This window comes from Streptomyces sp. XH2 (assembly GCF_049725035.1).
In the GTDB taxonomy this organism is placed as follows: Bacteria; Actinomycetota; Actinomycetes; order Streptomycetales; family Streptomycetaceae; genus Streptomyces; species Streptomyces roseoverticillatus.
The window spans coordinates 1-20,257 of sequence record NZ_JBMMMZ010000010.1; the positions used below are offsets into that span (position 1 = coordinate 1).

Genomic DNA, 20,257 nt, shown 5'->3' on the forward strand with positions numbered 1-20,257 from the left:
CGATCGCCGAGGAATTCGCCGCCTACGCAAGCTCCCTGGGAATACCGGAAATCACCACGATCCCGGTCTCGGCGCTCGCCGGGGACAACGTCGTCACCCCCTCCCCCCACATGGACTGGTACGGCGGCCCCACCGTCCTCGAATACCTCGAAACCGTGCCCGTCGTCACCGACCCGGCGAACGAGCCCGCCCGCTTCCCCGTCCAATACGTCATCCGCCCCCAAACCACCGCCCACCCCGACTACCGCGGCTACGCCGGACAGATCACCTCCGGCGTGCTGCGCGTCGGCGAGCGGGTGACGGTCCTGCCGTCCGGGCGCACGAGCACGATCGCCGCCATCGACGCCCTGGGCTCGTCGGTGGACGTGGCGTGGGCGCCGCAGTCGGTGACGGTGCGCCTCGCCGACGACGTGGACGTCTCGCGCGGCGACCTCATCGTCCCGGCCGCGGACGCGCCCGCCACGACCCGGGACGTCGAGGCGACCGTCTGCCACGTGGCGGACCGGCCGCTGCGCGTGGGCGACCGGGTGCTGCTCAAGCACACGACCCGTACGGTCAAGGCGCTGGTGAAGGCGGTGCCGTCGCGGCTGGAGCTCGACGACCTCTCCCCCCACCCGGACCCCGGTGAGCTGGCCGCCAACGACATCGGCCGGGTGGTGCTGCGCACGGCCGAGCCGCTGGCGCTCGACCGGTACGCCGACTCCCGGCTCACCGGCTCGTTCCTGCTGATCGACCCGGCCGACGGGACGACGCTGACGGCGGGCATGGCGGGTGAGGCGTTCGCGGACGGCATCGCCGCGGCGGCCGGCGACGAGGGCTGGGACTTCTGAGATGACGACCGCGACCACGACCGGCTCGGCGGGCGGCATCGGCCGATGTGCGTGCTGACGCCCGTACCCACGGCGTCAGCGCCCCGCCTCTTCCCGTACCAGTCACTCCCCTTACGCCCCACTGAAGCGCCGGGCGTCCCCTAGGCATACCCCGGCCCGTCGAGAGGACCCCCCTGTGTCCAGCGCCGCCCGCCCGCCCCGCCGCCGTGTCCTCGCCGCCCTCGCCGCCCTCCCCCTGCTGGCCCTCGCCCTCGGCGCGTGCGGCTACGGCTCGCAGAAGGACTCCGCGGCCCGGCCCGCGGGCGGGACGGGAGACGCGAAGAAGCTGTCGGCGGACACCGTCCGGATCGGCTACTTCCCGAACATCACCCACGCCACGCCCCTGGTCGGCGAGCAGGAGGGGCTGATCCAGAAGGAGCTGGGCGGCACGAAGCTCCGCTCGACCACGTTCAACGCCGGCCCCTCCGAGATCGAGGCGCTCAACGCGGGCTCGATCGACATCGGCTGGATCGGCCCGTCGCCCGCGATCAACGGCTACGTGAAGTCCAAGGGGAAGAGCCTGCGCATCGTCTCGGGCTCGGCCTCGGGCGGCGTGAAGCTGGTCGTCGACCCCAAGAAGATCTCCTCCCTGGACGACGTCAAGGGCAAGCGGATCGCCACCCCGCAGAAGGGCAACACCCAGGACGTCGCGTTCCTCAACTGGATCGCGGGCAAGGGCTGGAAGGTCGACCCGCAGAGCGGCAAGGGCGACGTCTCGGTCGTCCGCACGGACAACAAGGTCACCCCCGACGCCTTCAAGTCCGGTTCGGTGGACGGCGCGTGGGTGCCCGAGCCGACCGCGTCGAAGCTGGTCGCCGAGGGCGGCAAGGTGCTCCTGGACGAGTCCGGGCTGTGGCCGGACGGGAAGTTCGTCATCACCAATGTGATCGTGTCGCAGAAGTTCCTGGACGAGCACCCCGACGTGGTCGAGGCCGTGCTGCGCGGCTCGGTGAGGACCAACGCGTGGATCAAGGCCGAACCGGACAAGGCCGAGGCCTCGGCGAACGCGGCGCTGAAGAAGCTCTCCGGCAAGGAGCTGCCCGCGGAGGTCCTCGACCCGGCCTGGAAGTCCATCGAGGTCCTCGACGACCCGCTGGCGGCGTCGCTGGGCGCCGAGGCCGACCACGCCGTCGAGGCCGGGCTGCTGGAGAAGCCGGACCTTGCGGGGATCTACGACCTGACGCTGCTCAACAAGGTTCTCAAGGCCGAGGGCAGGCCCGCGGTGACCGCCGCGAAGCTCGGCAAGCAGTAGCCGCCCGCCCGTCGTATCCGCCCCATCACCAGGAGGTGACCGGATGGCCCCGGCACTGACGACCGACAAGACCGGCGCGACCGCGCTCGCGGACCGCGCGTCCGCGGCGGTCAGGATCGCGCACGTCCACAAGTCCTTCGGCCGGCCCGGCGCGGCCCAGCCGGTGCTGGACGACGTCTCGCTGGAGGTGCGCCCCGGCGAGTTCGTGTGCCTCCTGGGGGCCTCGGGCTGCGGGAAGTCCACCCTGCTCAACCTGGTGGCCGGCCTGGACCGGCCGACCGCGGGCAGCATCGAGGTGCCCGGCGGGCGCCCGGCCCTGATGTTCCAGGAGCACGCGCTGTTCCCGTGGCTCACCGCGGGCCGCAACATCGAGCTGGCGCTGCGGCTGCGCGGCGTGCCGCGCGCGGAGCGGCGGCCGGAGGCGGAGCGGCTCCTGGAGCTCGTACGGCTCTCCGGTGCGTACGGCAAGCGGGTGCACGAGCTGTCGGGCGGCATGCGGCAGCGCGTCGCGCTCGCCCGCGCGCTGGCGCAGGACAGCCAGGTCCTGCTGATGGACGAGCCCTTCGCGGCCCTGGACGCCATCACCCGGGACGTACTGCACCACGAGCTGACCCGCATCTGGTCCGAGACGTCGCTGTCGGTGCTGTTCGTGACCCACAACGTCCGCGAGGCGGTGCGGCTCGCGGAGCGCGTCGTGCTGCTGTCCTCGCGGCCGGGGCGGGTGGCGCGGCAGTGGGCCGTGGACATACCCCAGCCCCGCCGCATCGAGGACGCGGCCGTGGCGGACCTGTCCGTCGAGATCACCGAAGAACTGCGTGGGGAGATCCGCCGCCATGGCCAGCACTGAGACCGGAGCCCGGAGCTCCTCCGGCGCGAGCCACGACCTCGCCGGCCTGGAGGCCGGGCTCGACGCCCTGGACGCGGTGCGGGTCGAGCGCACGCCCTTGCGGAAGGTGCTGCTCCACAAGGTCCTGCCGCCGGTCACGGCCGTCGTCCTGGTCCTCGTGGTGTGGAAGGTGCTGGTCGTCGCGGAGGTCACCGACGACTACAAGCTGCCCGACCCGTCCGCGGTCTGGCACAGCCTGGAGGAGCTGTGGCTGCGGGGCACGCTCCTGGACATCGTCTGGACGTCCGTCTCGCGCGGCCTGCTGGGCTTCGCCGCCGCCCTCGCCCTGGGCACGCCGCTCGGCCTGCTCGTCGCGCGCGTGAAGTTCGTACGGGCCGCGCTCGGCCCCGTCCTGTCCGGGCTGCAGTCGCTGCCGTCGGTCGCCTGGGTGCCCGCGGCGGTGATCTGGCTGGGCATCACCGACGGGGCGATGTACGCGGTGATCCTGCTCGGCGCGGTGCCGTCCATCGCCAACGGCCTGGTGTCCGGCATCGACCAGGTGCCGCCGCTGTACCTGCGGGCGGGCCGCACCCTGGGCGCCACGGGCCTGCGCGGCGCCCGGCACGTCCTGCTGCCCGCCGCGCTCCCCGGCTACATCGCCGGGCTGAAGCAGGGCTGGGCGTTCTCCTGGCGGTCCCTCATGGCCGCCGAGCTGATCGCCTCCTCCCCCGACCTGGGGCTGGGGCTCGGCCAGTACCTGGAGAACGCGCGCACCGACTCCGACATGCCGGGCGTCCTCCTCGGGATCATCCTCATCCTGTTCGTCGGCATCGCCATCGACCTGGCCGTCTTCAGCCCGCTGGAGCGCCGGGTGCTGCGGACGCGCGGACTGGCCGCGGCGGCCCGGTGACCCCCGTTCCCCTGCTCCTCGTCGCCCACGGCAGCCGCGACCCGCGCCACGCGGCCACCGTCCTCGCCCTGCGCGAGGAGGTGGCGGCGGCGCTGCCCGGCGTACGGGTCGAGGCCGGGTTCCTCGACTTCTGCGTGCCGGGCGTGCCACGGGTGCTGGAGCGGCTCGCGGCGGAGGGCGTACGGGACGTGGTGGCCCTGCCGCTGCTGCTGACCCGCGCCTTCCACGCCAAGGCGGACATCCCGGCCGTGCTGCGGGCGGCGACGGCGGGGCTGCCGCACCTGCGGGTGCGGCAGGCGCGGGTGCTGGGGCCGTCGCCCCTGCTGACCGCCGCCCTGGAGCGGCGGCTGCACGAGGCCGGGCTGGCGCCCGGCGACCGGAGCCCGACCGGGGTCGTCCTGGCCGCGGCGGGCTCCTCCGACCCGGAGGCGAGCGCGGTGATCGCAGCAATCGCGCGGGAGTGGCGGCGTACCGGCTGGTGCGCCGTGCGGCCCGCGTTCGCCTCCGCTTCCCTGCCGCGCGTGGCGGACGCCGTGCGGGCGCTGCGCGCGGAGGGGGCCCGCCGGGTGGCGGTCGCCCCGTACGTCCTCGCGCCCGGCCGGCTGCCGGACCGCATCGCGCGGGGCGCCGCGGAGGGCGGCGCGGACGTCCTCGCCGGCGTGCTGGGTGCGGCGCCCGAGGTGGTGGCGCTCGTAGTGCGGCGCTATCTGCAAGCGGAGGCGGCCGCGGCGGGGGCGGCCGCCTCCCCGCAGCCGCGGGCGGCTCTCGGCCGCTCGGCCTGATCCCGCCCCCGGCGACCTGCCGGGGGCGTGAAAGGGCACGGCCGCCGCGCCCCGTGGGGGGGGGGCGCGGCCCCCGGCCGATGGGCTGTCCTGCTGTCCGGTACTACCGGTACTACTCGGTGACCTTCAGCAGCTTGTTGGGCGTGCCCGCGCTCGGGTTGGAGATCTTGTCCGGCGTGGCGCCCTTGACCAGCGCGGCCGCGACCTGGTCCGGCGTGGCGTCCTTGTGGGCCGACAGGTAGACCGCGGCGGCGCCCACCACGTGCGGGGTGGCCATCGACGTGCCGGAGATGGTCTTGGTGCCGGAGTCGCTGTCGTTCCAGTCGGAGGTGATGTCCGAGCCGGGGGCGTAGAGGTCGACCACGCTGCCGAAGTTGGAGAAGTCGGACTGCTGGTCGTCCTTGGTGGAGGAGGCGACCGTGATGGCCTCCTTCACCCGGGCCGGGGAGCTGTTGCCCGCGTCCGTGGACTCGTTGCCCGCCGCGACGGCGAAGGTGACGCCGGAGGCGATCGCCTTCTGCACGGCCGCGTCGAGCGCCTCGTCCGCACCGCCGCCGAGGCTCATGTTGGCGACCGAGGGGCCCTTGTGGTTCTTGGTGACCCAGTCGATGCCGGCGACGACCTGCTCGGTGGAGCCGGAGCCCTGGCCGTCCAGCACCTTGACGGCCACGATCTTGGCCTTCTTGGCGACGCCGTGCGCCGTGCCGGCGATGGTGCCCGCGACGTGGGTGCCGTGGCCGTTGTCGTCCTCGGCCTTGTCGCTCTTGTCGACGGCGTTGAAGCCGAAGGAGGCGCGGCCGCCGAAGTCCTTGTGGCTGATGTGGACCCCGGTGTCGATGACGTACGCGGTCACGCCGTCACCGGCACCGTCGGGGTAGGCGTACTTGCCGTCGCCCTTGGTCTCGGTCTGGTCGATGCGGTCCAGCCCCCAGGAGGGTGGGGCCTCCTGGGTGGCCGTGGCCTTGAAGCGGTGGTTCTGCACGACCTTGGCGACGGCCGGGTCGGCCGCGAGCCGCTTGGCCTCGGTCTTGTCGAGGCCGCTGGCCGAGAAGCCGTGGATGGCCGAGTCGTAGGTGCGGCCGAGCTTGCCGCCGTACCGCTGGGCGAGGTCGCCGCCCTGCGCGGACACGGACTTCGCGCCCACGCCCTCCTTGCCGTCCTTCAGCATGACGATGTAGCTGCCGTCGACGGCGTCCTTGGACTCGGTGCCGTAGACGGTGCCTTCGGGGGCGGGGGCGGCGCCGGCCGGCAGAGCCATGAGCGTGGCTCCGGCGGTGACGGCGGTCGCGGCGGATATCGCAAGGATCAGCCGTCGCCGGCCGGCGCGCTTGTGTGCTGCCATGACGAGGTTTCCTCCTCGTGCTGTTGTGGGGGGAATTGAGCATGAGTCAGTGCACACCCGGAGTGACGGAAGGGGTCGCTCCGGGTGCTTCGAAACCCTGTCGGATTTGACGCGGGCAGTTCAACCCCCTCCGGGTTTTGTGACATAGGCAACGTCATTGCGTAATGCCAAAAGCCTTTGAAGGAAGGCAATTTGGGCACTGACGGCGCATCAACTGAGCGCGGGGGCAGCCCTGATGAGAACAACGGGCGAACGGCCCCGTTCCGGGCCTGCCGAGACGAGACGTATCGGCCGACGATTACTTTCGGCCATCACCGGCCGAGCCGGTAGCGTGGCAGGTCAGCAGGGTGAACACAGGAAGCGGGGACACGGTGACGGACGCGGTGGACGGCAGCACGGCATTCACGGAACAGCGGGCGCGCGCCCTGCTCGCGGCGGCCGTGCCGGAGATGCCGGCGGACGCGGCCCTGCTCTCCTTCGGCGAGAACGCGGTCTTCGCCGGAGGCGGGCTCGTCGCCAAGGTCGGCCGCGACGCCGCGCTGCTGGACCGGGCACGGCACGAGCTGCGGGTCGCCGCCTGGCTGGCCGGGCACGGCGTCCCGGCGGTGCGCGCCGCCGAGCCCGCGCCGCGCGTGGCCGAGGGCAGGCCCGTGACCCTCTGGCACCGGCTCCCCGACGCAGTGCGCCCCGCGGGGCCCGCCGACCTCGCCTCGCTGCTGCACGTCATCCACGCCCTGCCCGAGCCGGACTTCGCCCTGCCGCCGCGGGAGCTGCTCGGCGGCGTGGAGCGGTGGCTGCGGCTGGCGGGCGACGCGATCGACCCGGCCGACGCCGCGTATCTGCGGCAGCGGCGCGACGCGTTCGCGGCGGAGGCCGCCGCGCTCACCCCGCACCTGCCGCGCGGCCCGATCCACGGGGACGCCCTCCCCCGCAACGTGCACATGGGCCCCGACGGGCCCGTCCTGGTCGACCTGGAGACCTTCTCCGGCGACCTGCGCGAGCACGACCTCGTCGTCCTCGCCCTCAGCAAGGACCGCTACGGCCTGCCCGACGCCGTCTACGACACCTTCGTGCGCACGTACGGCTGGGACGTGCGGGAGTGGGCGGGCTGCGGGGTCCTGCGCGGCGCCCGCGAGACGGCGAGCTGCGCGTGGGTGGCCCAGCACGCGCCGGCCAGTGCGGCGGCCCGCGCTGAGTTCACCCGCCGGGTGGCGTCCCTGCGGGAGGGGGACGCGGCGGTGCGGTGGTATCCGTTCTGAGGGCCCGACCCCGTCCCGGGGGGTCCCTGCGGGGCCCTTCCAGGGCACGGCCCGGTGGCGGGATCGCGCCTGCCGGACATGCAGCCGGCCGGCTGCGGGCCGTGCGTGGCTGATCGCGCAGTTCCCCGCGCCCCTTACGGGGCGCGATCCCCTGCGCGCGCGGAAGACGTCTGCCCGGACGCCGACGCGCACATCACAGTCCCGCCCCTGGCAAACTTTCCGCCGCAACGGCGAGAAGCCGTCGCGGCGAGGGTCCGGCGGAATGCTCGGCGGCGGGAGCACCGCGTACGACGCTGTCGACCACCGCGCGGTCAGCGCAAGGGCCACCGGGGGTCGACCGTTGCTGTCGGATTCCCCCCGCGCCGCAGCCACGCCTCGTACCCCCGTGCCCAGTCCGCGTACCAGCGGACCTGGTCCCGGTGGAGGTCCCACGGGGCGGCCGCGGCCACCTCCGGGTAGCGCTCGGCGAGGGCGCAGGCGACCCGGACCGCGGCGAGGGCGTCCGCGCCCGCCTCGTGGGCGTCGTCCAGGGTGACGCCGTAGACGTGGCAGACGGTCTCCAGATTGCGCTTGCCGCGGCGGTAGCGGTCGAGCGCGCGGTCCATGGTGAGCGGGTCCACGACCGGCCCCGTCCCCGCCGCCGCGCCGGCCGCGGAGGCCCCCGCGGACTCCGCGGCGAGCCGCTCGCCGAGCGACGGCAGCCCGTGCCGCTGAAGCTCCGCCGCGAGGATCGTCAGGTCGTAGGCGGCGTTGTAGGCGACGACGGGGGCGCCCGCCGACCAGTGGGCGACGAGGATGCCGGCTATCTCGTCGGCCACCTCGCGGGCGGGCCGCCCGAGCGCCGCGCGCTCGCTGGTGATGCCGTGGATGGCCGCGGCCTCGTCCGGGATGGGGACGCCGGGGTCGGCCAGCCACTCCCGGCGCCCGATCGGCTCACCGCCCTTGGTCTCGACGACGGCGGCCGTGACGATCCTCGCCTCCGCCGGGTCCGTGCCCGTCGTCTCCAGGTCGAAGCCGATCAGCAGCTCCTGATGCCATCCCATCGCGGTCCCCCTTCGTGGTGCTTCCCCCGACTGGTTCCCCAGCGTCGCACGCCCCACTGACATCGCCCCGTCCCGGCCTGCGGGAACGCCGCCGGGGCGGCCGTCACGAGACCGGTCGCGAGTCCGCCCACACGCTCTCGAACTCCTCGCGGTAGGTCTCGAAGAGCCCGTGCTCGGGCTCGCGCCCGTCGCGGACGACGGAGCCGCCGCCGCGCAGCACCAGCACGGGCGCCTCCATGCCGCGGGCCTTGCGCAGGTAGGACTGGACGACGGCGAGGCCGTCCGAGCCGTCGCCGTTGACGAGGTAGGCGGTGAAGCGGGGCGTCTCGTCGAAGACGCGGATCTCGAAGGCGGCGGTGTCCCGCAGCCGGTCGCGCACGCGCCGCATGTGCATGATGTTCATCTCGACGGACCGGCTCATCTCGCCCTTCTTGATCCCCAGCTCCCGCTCCCGGCGCCGCACGGCGCTGCTGGCGGGGTTGAGGAAGAGCAGGCGGGCCCGGCAGCCCGCCTCGGCGAGCCGGACGAGCCGGCGCCCCGAGTAGTTCTGGACGAGCAGGTTCAGGCCTATGCCGACGGCGTCGAGGCGCCGGGCGCTGCCGAAGAGGTCCTCGACGGGCAGCTGGCGCTGCAGCCGGACCCGGTCGGGGTGGACGCCGACGACGTCGGCGTAGCGGTCGCCCACGATGTCCTCGACGGCGTCGACGGGCAGCCGGTCGGCGGACGCGGCGCCGGAGCCGCTGCCGCCGAGGATGGCGAGGAGGCGGCCGGCGGCCCGCTCGGCCTGGGCGAGGACGGTCTCGGACAGGGCCCGGTTGCGGGAGACGACGTTGCGCGTGACCTCCAGCTCGTCCAGCGCCAGTTCCAGCTCGCGCCGGTCGTCGAGGTAGGGCTCGAAGCAGGGCCAGTGCTGGACGAGGAGCTCGCGCAGCTGGGGCAGGGTGAGGAAGCTGAGGACGTTGTCGTCGGCGGGGTCCAGCAGGTAGCCCTTGCGGCGGCTGACCTCGCGCACCGCCACGGCCCGCTGCACCCACTCCTGCCCGGCGGGGCCGGCCGCGGCGACGACCCATTCGTCCTCGCCGTGCACGGGCTCGTAGACCGGCCGCAGCACGGCGGCCACGACGGCGCGCAGCCGCTGCTCCACGAGGTTGAGCCAGATGTAGGCCCGCCCGGCGCGCCGGGCGCGGGTGCGCACCTCGCTCCACGCGTCGGCGTCCCAGTCCAGCGCGGCGCCGATCTCCACGGGGCGCGCCAAGGACACGGCTCCGGGAGGTGTGTCGGCCGAACCGTCACCCCCGGGACCTCCGTCTCCAGGGGGCAGCTCCAGCCCGCCCGAGCTCACAGTGCACCGCCCTTCCGCCCCCGTCCAACGATCAAGGCAGACTACTGTGCGGGCGGGAGGCCCTGCACCCGGACGCGTCCGGTCCTCCGTCAACTCTCGGCTTTCGTGTGGCTGTTGTCCGGGGTCCAGGTGCGGGGAGTGAGCGGTTTCATAGCGACGGGGGCGCAAAAGGCGCGGTGAGGGCCGTGCGGGCGCGTGTACGGGCGCGGTGCCGGCGGTGTCCCGCGGCCCGTTCGGGCGGGGTCCGCGTCCGCCCGGCTCGCGCCGGGTCACCCGGTCGGACTAGCCGAAGAAGGCGGTGGCGGCGCTCCTTTTGGGGAAGATCTGGCGAAAGGGCGGCCCGTCGGCTCCGATTGGGCGAGGATGCCGCTTCGGCCCGTACGCGCGCGTGACCACCGGTACGACAGGACCGGGGACGACGGAAGAACGGAAGAGTCGATGCAGGTCTGGCCGGGACAGGCGTATCCCCTCGGCGCGACGTACGACGGCGCCGGCACCAACTTCGCGGTCTTCTCGGAGGTCGCCGAGCGGGTCGAGCTGTGCCTGCTGCACGACGACGGCTCGGAGACGGCGGTCGAGCTGCGCGAGAGCGACGCCTTCGTGCGGCACGCCTATCTGCCGGGGGTGATGCCGGGTCAGCGGTACGGCTTCCGGGTGCACGGCCCGTACGAGCCGGAGCGCGGCCACCGCTGCAACTCCGCCAAGCTGCTGCTGGACCCCTACGCCCGCGCGGTGAGCGGGGCCGTCGACTGGAGCGAGGCGGTGTACGGCTACCACTTCGGGCGGCCGGAGAAGCGCAACGACATGGACTCGGCGCCGCACATGATGACGTCGGTCGTCGTCAACCCGTACTTCGACTGGGGGGACGACCGCCCGCCGCGCACCGACTATCACCGCACGGTCATCTATGAGGCCCATGTGAAGGGCCTGACGATGCGCCACCCCGCGCTGCCGGAGGAGATCCGGGGCACGTACGCGGCGCTGGCCCACCCCGCGGTGCTGGAGCACCTGACGGAGCTGGGGGTGACGGCCATCGAGCTGATGCCGGTCCATCAGTTCGTCAACGACCACCGGCTGGTGGACGCGGGGCTGGCCAACTACTGGGGCTACAACACCATCGGCTTCTTCGCCCCGCACAACGCCTACGCCTCCTGGGGCGACCGGGGCCAGCAGGTGCTGGAGTTCAAGTCGGCGGTGCGGGCACTGCACGCGGCGGGCATCGAGGTCATTCTGGATGTGGTCTACAACCACACGGCCGAGGGCAGCCACCTGGGGCCGACGCTGTCCTTCCGCGGCCTGGACAACGCCTCGTACTACCGGCTCGCGGACGACCCGCAGTACTACATGGACACCACCGGCACCGGCAATTCCCTGCTGATGCGCAGCCCGCACGTCCTGCAGCTCATCATGGACTCGCTGCGGTACTGGGTGACCGAGATGCGGGTGGACGGCTTCCGCTTCGATCTGGCGGCGACGCTCGCGCGCCAGTTCCACGAGGTGGACCGGCTGTCGTCCTTCTTCGACCTGGTGCAGCAGGACCCCGTGGTCAGCCGGGTCAAGCTGATCGCCGAGCCGTGGGACGTCGGCGAGGGGGGCTACCAGGTCGGGAACTTCCCCCCGCTCTGGGCCGAGTGGAACGGAAAATTCCGCGATACGGCGCGGGACCTGTGGCGCGGCGAGCCGGCCACCCTCGCCGAGTTCGGCTCGCGCCTGACCGGCTCCTCCGACCTCTACCAGGGCGACGGCCGCCGCCCGCTGGCCTCCATCAACTTCGTCACCTGCCACGACGGCTTCACCCTGCACGACCTCGTCGCGTACAACGGCAAGCACAACGAGGCCAACGGCGAGGACAACCGCGACGGCGAGAACCACAACCGGTCCTGGAACTGCGGGACCGAGGGGGACACCGGGGACCCCGGGGTGCTCGCCCTGCGCGAGCGCCAGATGCGCAACTTCATCGCCACCCTGCTGGTGTCCCAGGGCGTGCCCATGCTCAGCCACGGCGACGAGTTCGCGCGCAGCCAGCGCGGCAACAACAACGCCTACTGCCAGGACAACGACGTCTCCTGGGTGCACTGGCCGCACCCCGGCGACGCGTCCTCCACGCGCGCCCGCCGGATGCTCGCCTTCACCCGCGCGATGGTGTGGCTGCGCCGCGACCACCCGGTCTTCCGGCGCCGCCGCTTCTTCCACGGCCGCCCCGTGCAGGGCACGCACGACGAGCTGTCCGACATCGCCTGGTTCACCCACGAGGGTGAAGAGATGCGGGACAGCGACTGGCAGGCCGCCCAGGCCAAGTCCCTGACCGTCTTCCTCAACGGAGGGGCGATCTCCGAGCCCGGCCCGCGCGGCGAGCCGGTCGTCGACGACTCCTTCCTGCTGATGTTCAACGCGCACGACAAGCCGCTCGACTTCGTCGTCCCCGCCGATCACGGCAGGCAGTGGCAGATCGTGGTCGACACCGCGAGCGCGGAGGGCGTCGAGACGGACGGACCGAAGGTCCGAGCGGGGGAGCGTCTGACGCTGGCCGAGCGCAGCCTGACGGTGCTGCAGCGGCCGGCGTAGTGCCGGTGCGTACGGGTACGGACGCCGCCCATTCCACCGGACCCTCGCCGTGGTGGTGCCGCGCCGCTGCGGCGGACTGAATCCAGCGGCCACTCGCCGAGCGAGACCGAAGCGGCCGCGGCATCGTTCTCCCGCCGCAACGGCGCGGAACCACGGCGGCGCAGACCGGCGGTGCCGAGCCGTGCCGAACCCACCGTACTGGTGGCCCCGCGGGGAAGCCCGCGGCAAAGCCGCGCCAAGTGGGTACGTACGTTCCCATGAGGCCCCCGCACCGCAGCGCGCCGACCGCCACCTACCGGCTCCAGATCCAGCCCGCCTTCCCGTTCCGGGCGGCCGAGGAGGCCGTGCCGTACCTGGCCTCGCTCGGCGTGTCCCACCTGCACCTGTCGCCCGTCCTGGAGGCCGTCCCCGGCTCCACCCACGGCTACGACGTGACCGACCACTCGGCCGTACGGGCGGAGCTCGGCGGCGAGGAGGGCCTGCGGTCGCTCGCGCGCACCGCCCGGGAGCACGGGCTCGGCCTCGTCCTGGACATCGTCCCCAACCACATGGCCGTGCCCGCGCCCGCGACGCTCAACGGCCCGCTGTGGGAGGTCCTGCGGGACGGCCCGGCCTCGCGCTACGCCCGCTGGTTCGACATCGACTGGGCCGAGCACGGCGGGAAGGTGCTGCTCCCCGTCCTGGCCGGCCCGCTCGGCGCGGAGCTGCGGCACTTCACGGTCGCGGGCCGCGCGGAGGGCTCCGGGCCCGTCCTGCGCTACGGCGACCACGCGTTCCCGCTGCGGCCCGGCACCGAGCGGCTGCCGCTGCCCGAGCTGCTCGACGCCCAGTGGTACCGGCCCGCCTGGTGGCGCCTGGCCCGCACCGAGCTCAACTACCGGCGCTTCTTCACCGTCTCCGAGCTGATCGCCGTCCGCGTCGAGGACCCCGAGGTCTTCGCCGCCACCCACGGCAAGGTCGTCCAGCTGCTGCGCGAGGGCGTGATCGACGGGCTGCGCGTCGACCACCCCGACGGCCTCGCCGACCCCGCGGGCTACCTGCACCGGCTCGCCGAGGCCACCGAGGGCCGGTGGACGGTCGTCGAGAAGATCCTCAGCGCCGACGAGCGGCTGCCCGCCGACTGGCCCGTCGCCGGCACCACCGGCTACGACGCCCTGCGCCGCCTCGACGGCCTCTTCCTCGACCCCGAGGGCGCGGGCGCGCTCGGCGCCCGCTACCGCGACTTCACCGGCCTGCCGCCCGACCGCGGCGGAGACTGGCCCGCGACGGTGCGGCGCGCCGCGTACAAGGTGATCAGCCACGAGCTCGCCGCCGAGTCCGAACGGCTCGTCCGGACCGCCGGCCGGATCTGCGAGGGCTCCCACCGGCTGCGCGACACCGCGCCCTGGGCCCTGCGCACGGCCCTGCACGAGATCCTCGTCCGGCTGCCCGTCTACCGCCCCTACGCCGTGCCCGGCCGGCCCGTCGCCCCCGTCGACGCCGCCCTCCTCGACCAGGCCGCCCAGGACGCGCGCGGCGCCTTCGCCGTCCCCGAGGAGGCGGCCGCGGCGGAGGTGATCCGCGACGCGGCGCTCGGCCGTCTGGGGCAGGGCCCCGACCACCGGGACTTCTGCGCGCGGTTCGCACAGACCGCCTCCGCGCTGCGCGCCAAGTCCGTCGAGGACACCGCCTTCTACCGGCACGCGCCCCTGCTGTCCGCCACGGAGGTCGGCGGCGACCCCGGCCGGCCCGCGGTCTCCCCCGAGGACTTCCACGCCTACTGCGCCCGCCTCCAGCGCGACTGGCCCGCGACCGGCACGGTGCTCTCCACGCACGACACCAAGCGCAGCGCCGACGTGCGCGCCCGCATCGCCGCGCTCAGCGAATGCCCCCAGGAGTGGGGCGACCTGATGGAGCGGCTGGCGGCCGCGGAGCCCGCCGCGCCCGACCCGCACGCGGCGTGGCTGGCCTGGCAGACCGCCTTCGGGCTCGGCCCGGCCGACCGGACCACCGACGGGCCCGCCGACCGGACCGCCGACGCGTCCCGGCTCGTCGCCGCCGTGCTGAAGAGCGTGCGCGAGGCGGGGCTGCGCACGACGTGGACCGAGCCGGACGCGCTGTACGAGGCGGCGGTGGAGGCCTTCGTCACGGGAGGCCCGTGCGGTGCGGCCCGCGCCGCGCTCGCGCCCCTGGAGGACGCGCTGCGGCCGTCCGTACGGGCCAACACGCTCGGCGCGGCCCTGCTGCACCTGACCATGCCGGGCGTCCCGGACCTCTACATGGGCACGGAGCGCGCGTACGCCGCCCTGGTCGACCCCGACAACCGGCGGCCGCCGGTCTTCTCCGAAACCGGAGCGGAAGCCGGGGACGGGGACGGTGCCGCGGACAGCCTGTCCGCCGAGAAGCTGCACCTGACGCGGACCGTGCTGCGGCTGCGCCGCGAGCGCCCCGAGTGGTTCGGCGCGGGCGCCTCGTACGAGCCGCTGACCGCCGACGGCCCGGCCGCCGGGCACTGCGTGGCGTTCGCCCGCTCCGGCGAGGTGGTCACCGTCGTCTCACGGCTGCAGCGCCGGCTCGCCCGGAGCGGGGGTCTGCGGGAGACGGTGCTGGGGCTGCCGGGGGGCGGGCGGTGGCGCGAGGTGCTGACGGGCGTCTCGTACGAGACGCCCGTGGCCCTGGCGGAGCTGCTGGAGCGCAGTCCGGTCGCGCTGCTCGTACGGGAGTGAGCGCTCCGCCGGCGGTACGGGTGTGCGGCCGGTCGGCTGCGGGCCGTGCGTGGCTGGTCGCGCAGTTCGCGCCCCTTGCAGGGCGCGATCCCGCCGCGGACTTCAGTCGGTGTCCGGAAACGTCAGTTCGCGGCAGAGCTCGGCGAAGGCGGCGGTGGCGCCGGTGAGCTCCACGCGCGCGAACGCGGTCTGCTCGCGGCGCCACGGCCGGTCGACGGGGACGGCCACGGCGCCGGGCACGTCGCGCGCCATGTGCACGGGGGCGGCGACCAGGCCCAGCCCGGCGACCGCCATCCGGACGGCGGTCGAGGAGTGTTCCGTCCAGACGGCCGTGCGGGGGCTGAAGCCGCCCTGTTCGCAGACCCAGTCCAGCCAGCGCTTGCCCTGCACGAGCGGTTCGAGGGCGCAGCGCACCCAGTCGCGGTCGGCCAGCTCGGGGAGCGTGACCGGGTCCGTACGGGCGGCGAGCGGGTCGGCGGCCGAGGTGATCAGCATGATCTCCTCGTCGCCGAGGGAGACGACGGGGCCGTGCCAGCCCTCCGGGCGGGGGCCGACGGCGATGTCGGCGACCCCGCGTTCCATGTGGTCGCGCAGCTCCTCCGTGGTCGCGTACTCGTGGAGGTGGAGGCGGACGGCGGGGAAGGCGCGGCGCCAGCGTGCGAAGACGGGTGGCAGCACGCCGACCGCGAGGGCGTGCAGCGAGGCGATGTGGAGTTCGCCGCCGGCAGCGCCGGCCGCGGCCTTGGCCGCCCGGCGGGCCTGTCCGGCGCTGCGGACGGCGAGTTCGGCGTGGGGGAGGAACGCGCGGCCCATGGGGGTCAGGCCGATGCCGCGCGGCCGGCGTTCGAGCAGCGGGCCGCCGACGTCCCGTTCCAGGGCCTTGATCTGGTGGGAGAGCGCGGACTGGGTGACGTTGAGGAGCTCGGCGGCGCGGGTGAAGGACTCCTCCTCGACGACGGCGACGAGGTACTCCATCTGCCGCAGGCTCATGCCCGGCCCCCCTTGAGCGCTCATGAACCCAGGTCATGGGCTCCATCGAAACATTGCGTTGGACTCATGATCCCTGACGGCGCAGGGTGACGTCATGCGCGAAACAGGCTTGCAGGAAACAGACGTGATCGTGATCGGCGGCGGCACGGGCGGCTACAGCACCGCCCTGCGGGCCGCGGCGCTCGGCCTCGGCGTCGTCCTCGCGGAGCGCGACCTGGTGGGCGGGACCTGTCTGCACCGCGGCTGCATACCCAGCAAGGCGATGCTGCACGCGGCGGAGCTCGTGGACGGCATCGCGGAGGCGCGCGAGCGGTGGGGGGTGAAGGCGACGCTGGAGTCGGTCGACTGGTCCGCGCTGACCGCGACCCGCGATGACATCGTCTCCCGCAACCACCGTGGCGTGGAGGGCCATCTGGCGCAGGCCGGCGTACGCGTGGTGCGCGGTTCCGCATCGCTGACAGGCGCACGGAGCATACGGATCGACTCGGGCGCGGACGCGGGCGCGCAGTGGACGGCCCGCCGGGGCGTCGTCCTCGCGACCGGCTCCCGGCCGCGCACGCTGCCCGGCCTGGAGCCTGCCGGCGCGCGCGTGGTGACCAGCGACGACGCGCTGTTCGCGCCCGGGCTGCCCGGCTCGGTGCTGGTGCTGGGCGGGGGTGCCATCGGCGTCGAGTACGCGTCCCTGCACCGCTCCATGGGCGCCGAGGTGACGCTCGTGGAGGCGGCGGACCGGCTGCTGCCGCTGGAGGACGCCGACGTGAGCCGGTATCTGACGCGGGGTCTGAAGAAGCGCGGCATCGACGTGCAGGCGGGGGCGCGGCTGGAGGAGGCCGCCGTCCACGAGGGCGGGGTGCGGGCCACGCTGCGCACCGCCAAGGGGGACGTGCGCACCGTCACGGCGGAGAGGCTGCTGGTGGCCGTGGGCCGGGTCCCGGTCACCGAAGGCCTCGGCCTCGCGGCGGCCGGTCTCGCCGTCGACGCCCGCGGCTTCGTGCGGCCGGCCGACTGGTCGCGCCTGGAGACGGCGGTGCCGGGCATCCACGTCGTGGGTGACCTGCTGCCGCCGCCCTCCCCCGGTCTGGCCCACGCCTCCTTCGCGGAGGGGCTGCTGGTCGCCGAGACCCTCGCCGGGCGGGCTCCGCGGCCGGTCGACTACGCCGCCGTGCCGCGCGTCACGTACTCCAGCCCGCAGACGGCCTCGGTCGGCCTGACGGAGGCGGGTGCGCGCGAGCGCGGCTTCGACGTCGAGGTCAACTCCATGCCGCTGACGGCCATCGCCAAGGGCATGGTGCACGGGCAGGGCGGCGTGGTGAAGGCCGTCGCCGAGAAAGGCGGCGGCCGGCTGCTCGGCGTCCACCTGGTGGGCCCGCACGTCTCGGAGATGATCGCGGAGAGCCAGCTGGCCGTCGGCTGGGACGCGGAGGCCGCGGACGTCGCCCAGCACGTCCACCCGCACCCGACGCTGTCGGAGGCGGTGGGCGAGGTGATGCTGTCGCTGGCGGGGCGGGGGCTGCACCAGGTGTGAAGAATTCGGTGGACGGGCGGGGCCCTGCCCGCGCACTCTCGGCGCAACGTTTCCCTTCCGGAAGGAACACATGACCGAGCTGGTCGTCCGCGCCCTCACCGAACACGACACCCACCTGTTCACCTCCTTCGACGCCCCCTCCGCCCCCGCCCTCGTCGGCAAGGGCGCCTTCGGCCACGCCTACGTGCCCGTCCACGAGGGCGGGGAGTACCGGCCCGACTGGACCTGGGTCGCGCTGCGCGACGGCAAGGTCGTGGCCCGCGCCGCCTGGTGGGGAGGACCGGGCGACGAGACGCCCAAGGCCCTCGACTGGTTCGACTTCGCCGACGGCGAGGCGGACGCGGCAGCCCGGGTGCTGCGCACCGCGCCCCTGAAGTCCGAGTACTGCCTCATCGCCCCGCCCGGCTGGCGCGACCTGCCCGACGTGCGCGCCGCCGTCGAGGCCCGCGTCGCGGCCGCCGAGGCCGCCGGGATGCGGGTCCTCGTCGAGCGCTTCCGCTACGAGTGGACGACCGATTGCCCGCTTCCGGAGCGCACGGGCCGGCTGGTGTGCCGCCCCGAGCCCCACGACGCGGTCATCCGCGACGTGCTCGGCCGCACCATGCACGGCACGCTCGACGCCCACGACTCCAGGAACGTCGCCGAACGCGGCCTGGAGGCGGCCGTCGACGACTCCATGGAGTTCCTCGACTGGCTGCCGTCGCCCCGCGCGTGGTGGAAGCTCGCCCACACCCCCGGCGGCGAGCTCGTCGGCATCCACATCCCCGCGCACAACCCGGCCGGGCCGTGCGTGGGCTACATCGGCGTCGTTCCCGGGCAGCGCGGCCGCGGCTACGCCTACGACCTGCTCGTGGAGTGCACGCACGACCTGGTGGACGAGGGCGCCACCCGCATCGCGGCCGCCACCGACCGGGGCAACTTCCCCATGGCGGCGCACTTCGCGAAGGCCGGCTACCCCGTCAGCCAGGAGCGCATCGACCTGCTTCCGCCCCGGGAGGGCTGACCGCGGGGCACCATGGACAGCACTGCGCTCGCCACGGCCGGAAGGAGCCGCCAGTGCTGTTCGAGGTGTGGGCGCCGCGGGCCGGGCGGGTGACGCTGCAGGCCGGCGGCCGGGCGTACGCGATGGAGCGGGATCCGGCGCGGGAGGGCTGGTGGCGGCGGGAGGCACCGGGCGGGGACGGCACCCGCTACGGCTTCGCCCTCGACGGCGGCCCCGTACGGCCCGATCCGCGTTCGCGCCGCCAGCCCGACGGGCCCGACGGGCTGAGCGCCGTCACCGACCCCGGGGGCTTCCCGTGGCGGCACGCGTGGGCGGGCCGGGGGCTGCCCGGGGCCGTCCTCTACGAGCTGCACGTGGGCACGTTCACCCGCGAGGGCACCTTCGACGCCGCGGCCGCGCGCCTGCCGCACCTCGCCGGACTGGGCGTCACCCATGTGGAGCTGATGCCCGTGTGCCCGTTCCCGGGCACGCACGGCTGGGGGTACGAGGGCGTCTCGCTGTGGGCCGTGCACGAGCCCTACGGCGGACCCGCGGGCCTCGCCCGTTTCGTGGACGCGGCCCACGCGCTCGGCCTCGGCGTCGTCCTGGACGTGGTGCACAACCACCTCGGCCCCTCCGGCAACCACCTGCCCGCCTTCGGGCCGTACTTCACCGACACCCACCACACGCCGTGGGGCGCGGCCGTCAACCTCGACGCCCCCGGCTCCGACGAGGTGCGCGCGTACCTGACGGGCAGTGCGCTGGCCTGGCTGCGCGACTACCGGCTGGACGGGCTGCGGCTGGACGCCGTCCACGCCCTCGCCGACAACCGGCCCAAGCACTTCCTCGCCGAGCTGTCCGGCGCCGTCGACGCACTGGCCGCGCGGCTGGGCAGGCCGCTGTTCCTCGTCGCCGAGTCCGACCTGAACGACCCGGCCACGGTGACGCCGCGCCCGGCCGGCGGCCTGGGCCTGCACGCCCAGTGGAACGACGACTTCCACCACGCCCTGCACACCGTCCTGACCGGCGAGTCCCAGGGCTACTACGCCGACTTCGCCGCCGACCCGGCCGCGGCGCTCGCCAAGACGCTGCGCGGCGGCTTCTTCCACGACGGCACGCACTCCTCGTTCCGCGGCCGCCCGTGGGGCCGCCCCCTCGACCCGGCGGCCGGTCCCGCGCACCGCCTCGTCGGCTACGCCCAGAACCACGACCAGATCGGCAACCGCGCCCAGGGCGACCGGCTCACGGCCGGCCTCTCCCCCGGCCTGCTCGCCTGCGCCGCCGCGCTCGTCCTGGGCGGGCCCTTCACGCCCATGCTGTTCATGGGCGAGGAGTGGGGCGCCCGCACCCCCTGGCAGTTCTTCACCGCCCACACGGACCCGCAGCTGGCCGAGGCGGTCCGCACCGGCCGCCGGCGCGAGTTCGCCGCGCACGGCTGGTCCGCGGAGGAGATCCCCGACCCGCAGGACCCGGCCACCCGCGCCCGCTCCTGCCTGGACTGGAGCGAGCCGGAGCGCGAGCCGCACCGCGCCCTGCTGGACTGGCACCGCCGCCTGATCGCCCTCCGCCGCGCCGAACCGGACCCGGGCCCGCTCTCCTCCACGACCGCCGTCGTGGGCCCCGGCGGCACGGCCGTCCTGCGCCGCGGCACCCTGTGCACGGCCGTCAACCCCACGGCCGCACCGGCCGCCCTGCCCCTGGGCGCCCCCGGCCCGACCGGGATCCTGGCCGCCTGGCACCCGGTCCACCTCCCCGGCCCGGACGGCCTCCTCCACCTGCCGCCCGCCTCGGCGGCCGTGCTGCGTTGCGACGGCCCCGCCCCGGAGAGACGCTGAAGACGGGCGCATCCGCGCCTCAGTGAGCGC

The 20,257-nt window shown here is 74.4% G+C and carries 15 protein-coding genes; 11 read left to right on the forward strand and 4 right to left on the reverse strand.

Features of this window, described 5'->3' with window-relative positions:
• From ACOTKD_RS20885 to ACOTKD_RS20905, 5 genes are all read left to right on the forward strand, one after another.
• A partial coding sequence (locus tag ACOTKD_RS20885) for an elongation factor 1-alpha C-terminal domain-related protein (protein WP_424890508.1) occupies positions 1-830 on the forward strand: 830 nt, incomplete at its 5' end.
• Between the two features lie 175 nt (positions 831-1,005).
• Positions 1,006-2,121, forward strand: coding sequence for an aliphatic sulfonate ABC transporter substrate-binding protein (locus ACOTKD_RS20890; protein WP_424890509.1), 1,116 nt, complete (start codon positions 1,006-1,008; stop codon positions 2,119-2,121).
• A 43-nt stretch (positions 2,122-2,164) separates the two neighbouring features.
• Positions 2,165-2,968 (forward strand): ABC transporter ATP-binding protein, encoded by an 804-nt coding sequence (locus tag ACOTKD_RS20895; protein ID WP_424890510.1) that lies wholly within the window; start codon positions 2,165-2,167, stop codon positions 2,966-2,968.
• Positions 2,955-3,857, forward strand: coding sequence for an ABC transporter permease (locus ACOTKD_RS20900; RefSeq protein WP_424890511.1), 903 nt, complete (start codon positions 2,955-2,957; stop codon positions 3,855-3,857). Before ACOTKD_RS20895 ends, ACOTKD_RS20900 begins: the two co-directional genes overlap by 14 nt.
• Positions 3,854-4,639, forward strand: coding sequence for a sirohydrochlorin chelatase (locus ACOTKD_RS20905; RefSeq protein WP_424890512.1), 786 nt, complete (start codon positions 3,854-3,856; stop codon positions 4,637-4,639). Before ACOTKD_RS20900 ends, ACOTKD_RS20905 begins: the two co-directional genes overlap by 4 nt.
• 112 nt (positions 4,640-4,751) lie before the next feature.
• Here ACOTKD_RS20905 and ACOTKD_RS20910 read toward each other — a convergent pair whose 3' ends face one another.
• Positions 4,752-5,981, reverse strand: a complete 1,230-nt coding sequence (locus ACOTKD_RS20910; protein WP_424890513.1) for a S8 family serine peptidase — start codon at positions 5,979-5,981, stop codon at positions 4,752-4,754.
• A gap of 449 nt (positions 5,982-6,430) precedes the next feature.
• Between ACOTKD_RS20910 and ACOTKD_RS20915 the strand changes: the two genes are divergently transcribed.
• Complete coding sequence (locus ACOTKD_RS20915; RefSeq protein WP_424890763.1) at positions 6,431-7,240, forward strand: phosphotransferase; 810 nt, start codon at positions 6,431-6,433, stop codon at positions 7,238-7,240.
• Positions 7,241-7,551: 311 nt separating this feature from the next.
• Here ACOTKD_RS20915 and ACOTKD_RS20920 read toward each other — a convergent pair whose 3' ends face one another.
• Together ACOTKD_RS20920 and ACOTKD_RS20925 are read right to left on the reverse strand one after the other, a co-directional pair.
• Complete coding sequence (locus ACOTKD_RS20920) at positions 7,552-8,283, reverse strand: 3'-5' exonuclease (protein WP_424890514.1); 732 nt, start codon at positions 8,281-8,283, stop codon at positions 7,552-7,554.
• A 103-nt stretch (positions 8,284-8,386) separates the two neighbouring features.
• Positions 8,387-9,625 carry an SAV2148 family HEPN domain-containing protein gene (locus tag ACOTKD_RS20925; RefSeq protein ID WP_424890515.1) on the reverse strand — a complete coding sequence of 413 codons (1,239 nt, stop codon included), beginning with the start codon at positions 9,623-9,625 and terminating at the stop codon, positions 8,387-8,389.
• A gap of 438 nt (positions 9,626-10,063) precedes the next feature.
• Between ACOTKD_RS20925 and glgX the strand changes: the two genes are divergently transcribed.
• Positions 10,064-12,190: a glycogen debranching protein GlgX gene (gene glgX / locus ACOTKD_RS20930; protein ID WP_424890516.1), complete on the forward strand. Its 2,127-nt coding sequence runs from the start codon at positions 10,064-10,066 to the stop codon at positions 12,188-12,190.
• A gap of 257 nt (positions 12,191-12,447) precedes the next feature.
• On the forward strand, positions 12,448-14,895 hold the full coding sequence (gene treY, locus ACOTKD_RS20935) for a malto-oligosyltrehalose synthase (RefSeq protein ID WP_424890517.1): 2,448 nt from the start codon (positions 12,448-12,450) through the stop codon (positions 14,893-14,895).
• A 102-nt stretch (positions 14,896-14,997) separates the two neighbouring features.
• Here treY and ACOTKD_RS20940 read toward each other — a convergent pair whose 3' ends face one another.
• Complete coding sequence (locus ACOTKD_RS20940) at positions 14,998-15,885, reverse strand: LysR family transcriptional regulator (RefSeq protein ID WP_424890518.1); 888 nt, start codon at positions 15,883-15,885, stop codon at positions 14,998-15,000.
• A gap of 94 nt (positions 15,886-15,979) precedes the next feature.
• Between ACOTKD_RS20940 and lpdA the strand changes: the two genes are divergently transcribed.
• The 3 genes from lpdA to treZ all read left to right on the forward strand — a co-directional run bounded on the left by lpdA (position 15,980) and on the right by treZ (position 20,227).
• Positions 15,980-17,410: a dihydrolipoyl dehydrogenase gene (lpdA, locus tag ACOTKD_RS20945; protein WP_424890519.1), complete on the forward strand. Its 1,431-nt coding sequence runs from the start codon at positions 15,980-15,982 to the stop codon at positions 17,408-17,410.
• A 70-nt stretch (positions 17,411-17,480) separates the two neighbouring features.
• Positions 17,481-18,413 carry a GNAT family N-acetyltransferase gene (locus ACOTKD_RS20950; protein ID WP_424890520.1) on the forward strand — a complete coding sequence of 311 codons (933 nt, stop codon included), beginning with the start codon at positions 17,481-17,483 and terminating at the stop codon, positions 18,411-18,413.
• Positions 18,414-18,466: 53 nt separating this feature from the next.
• Positions 18,467-20,227, forward strand: coding sequence for a malto-oligosyltrehalose trehalohydrolase (gene treZ / locus ACOTKD_RS20955; protein ID WP_424890521.1), 1,761 nt, complete (start codon positions 18,467-18,469; stop codon positions 20,225-20,227).
• Positions 20,228-20,257: the final 30 nt, after the last annotated feature.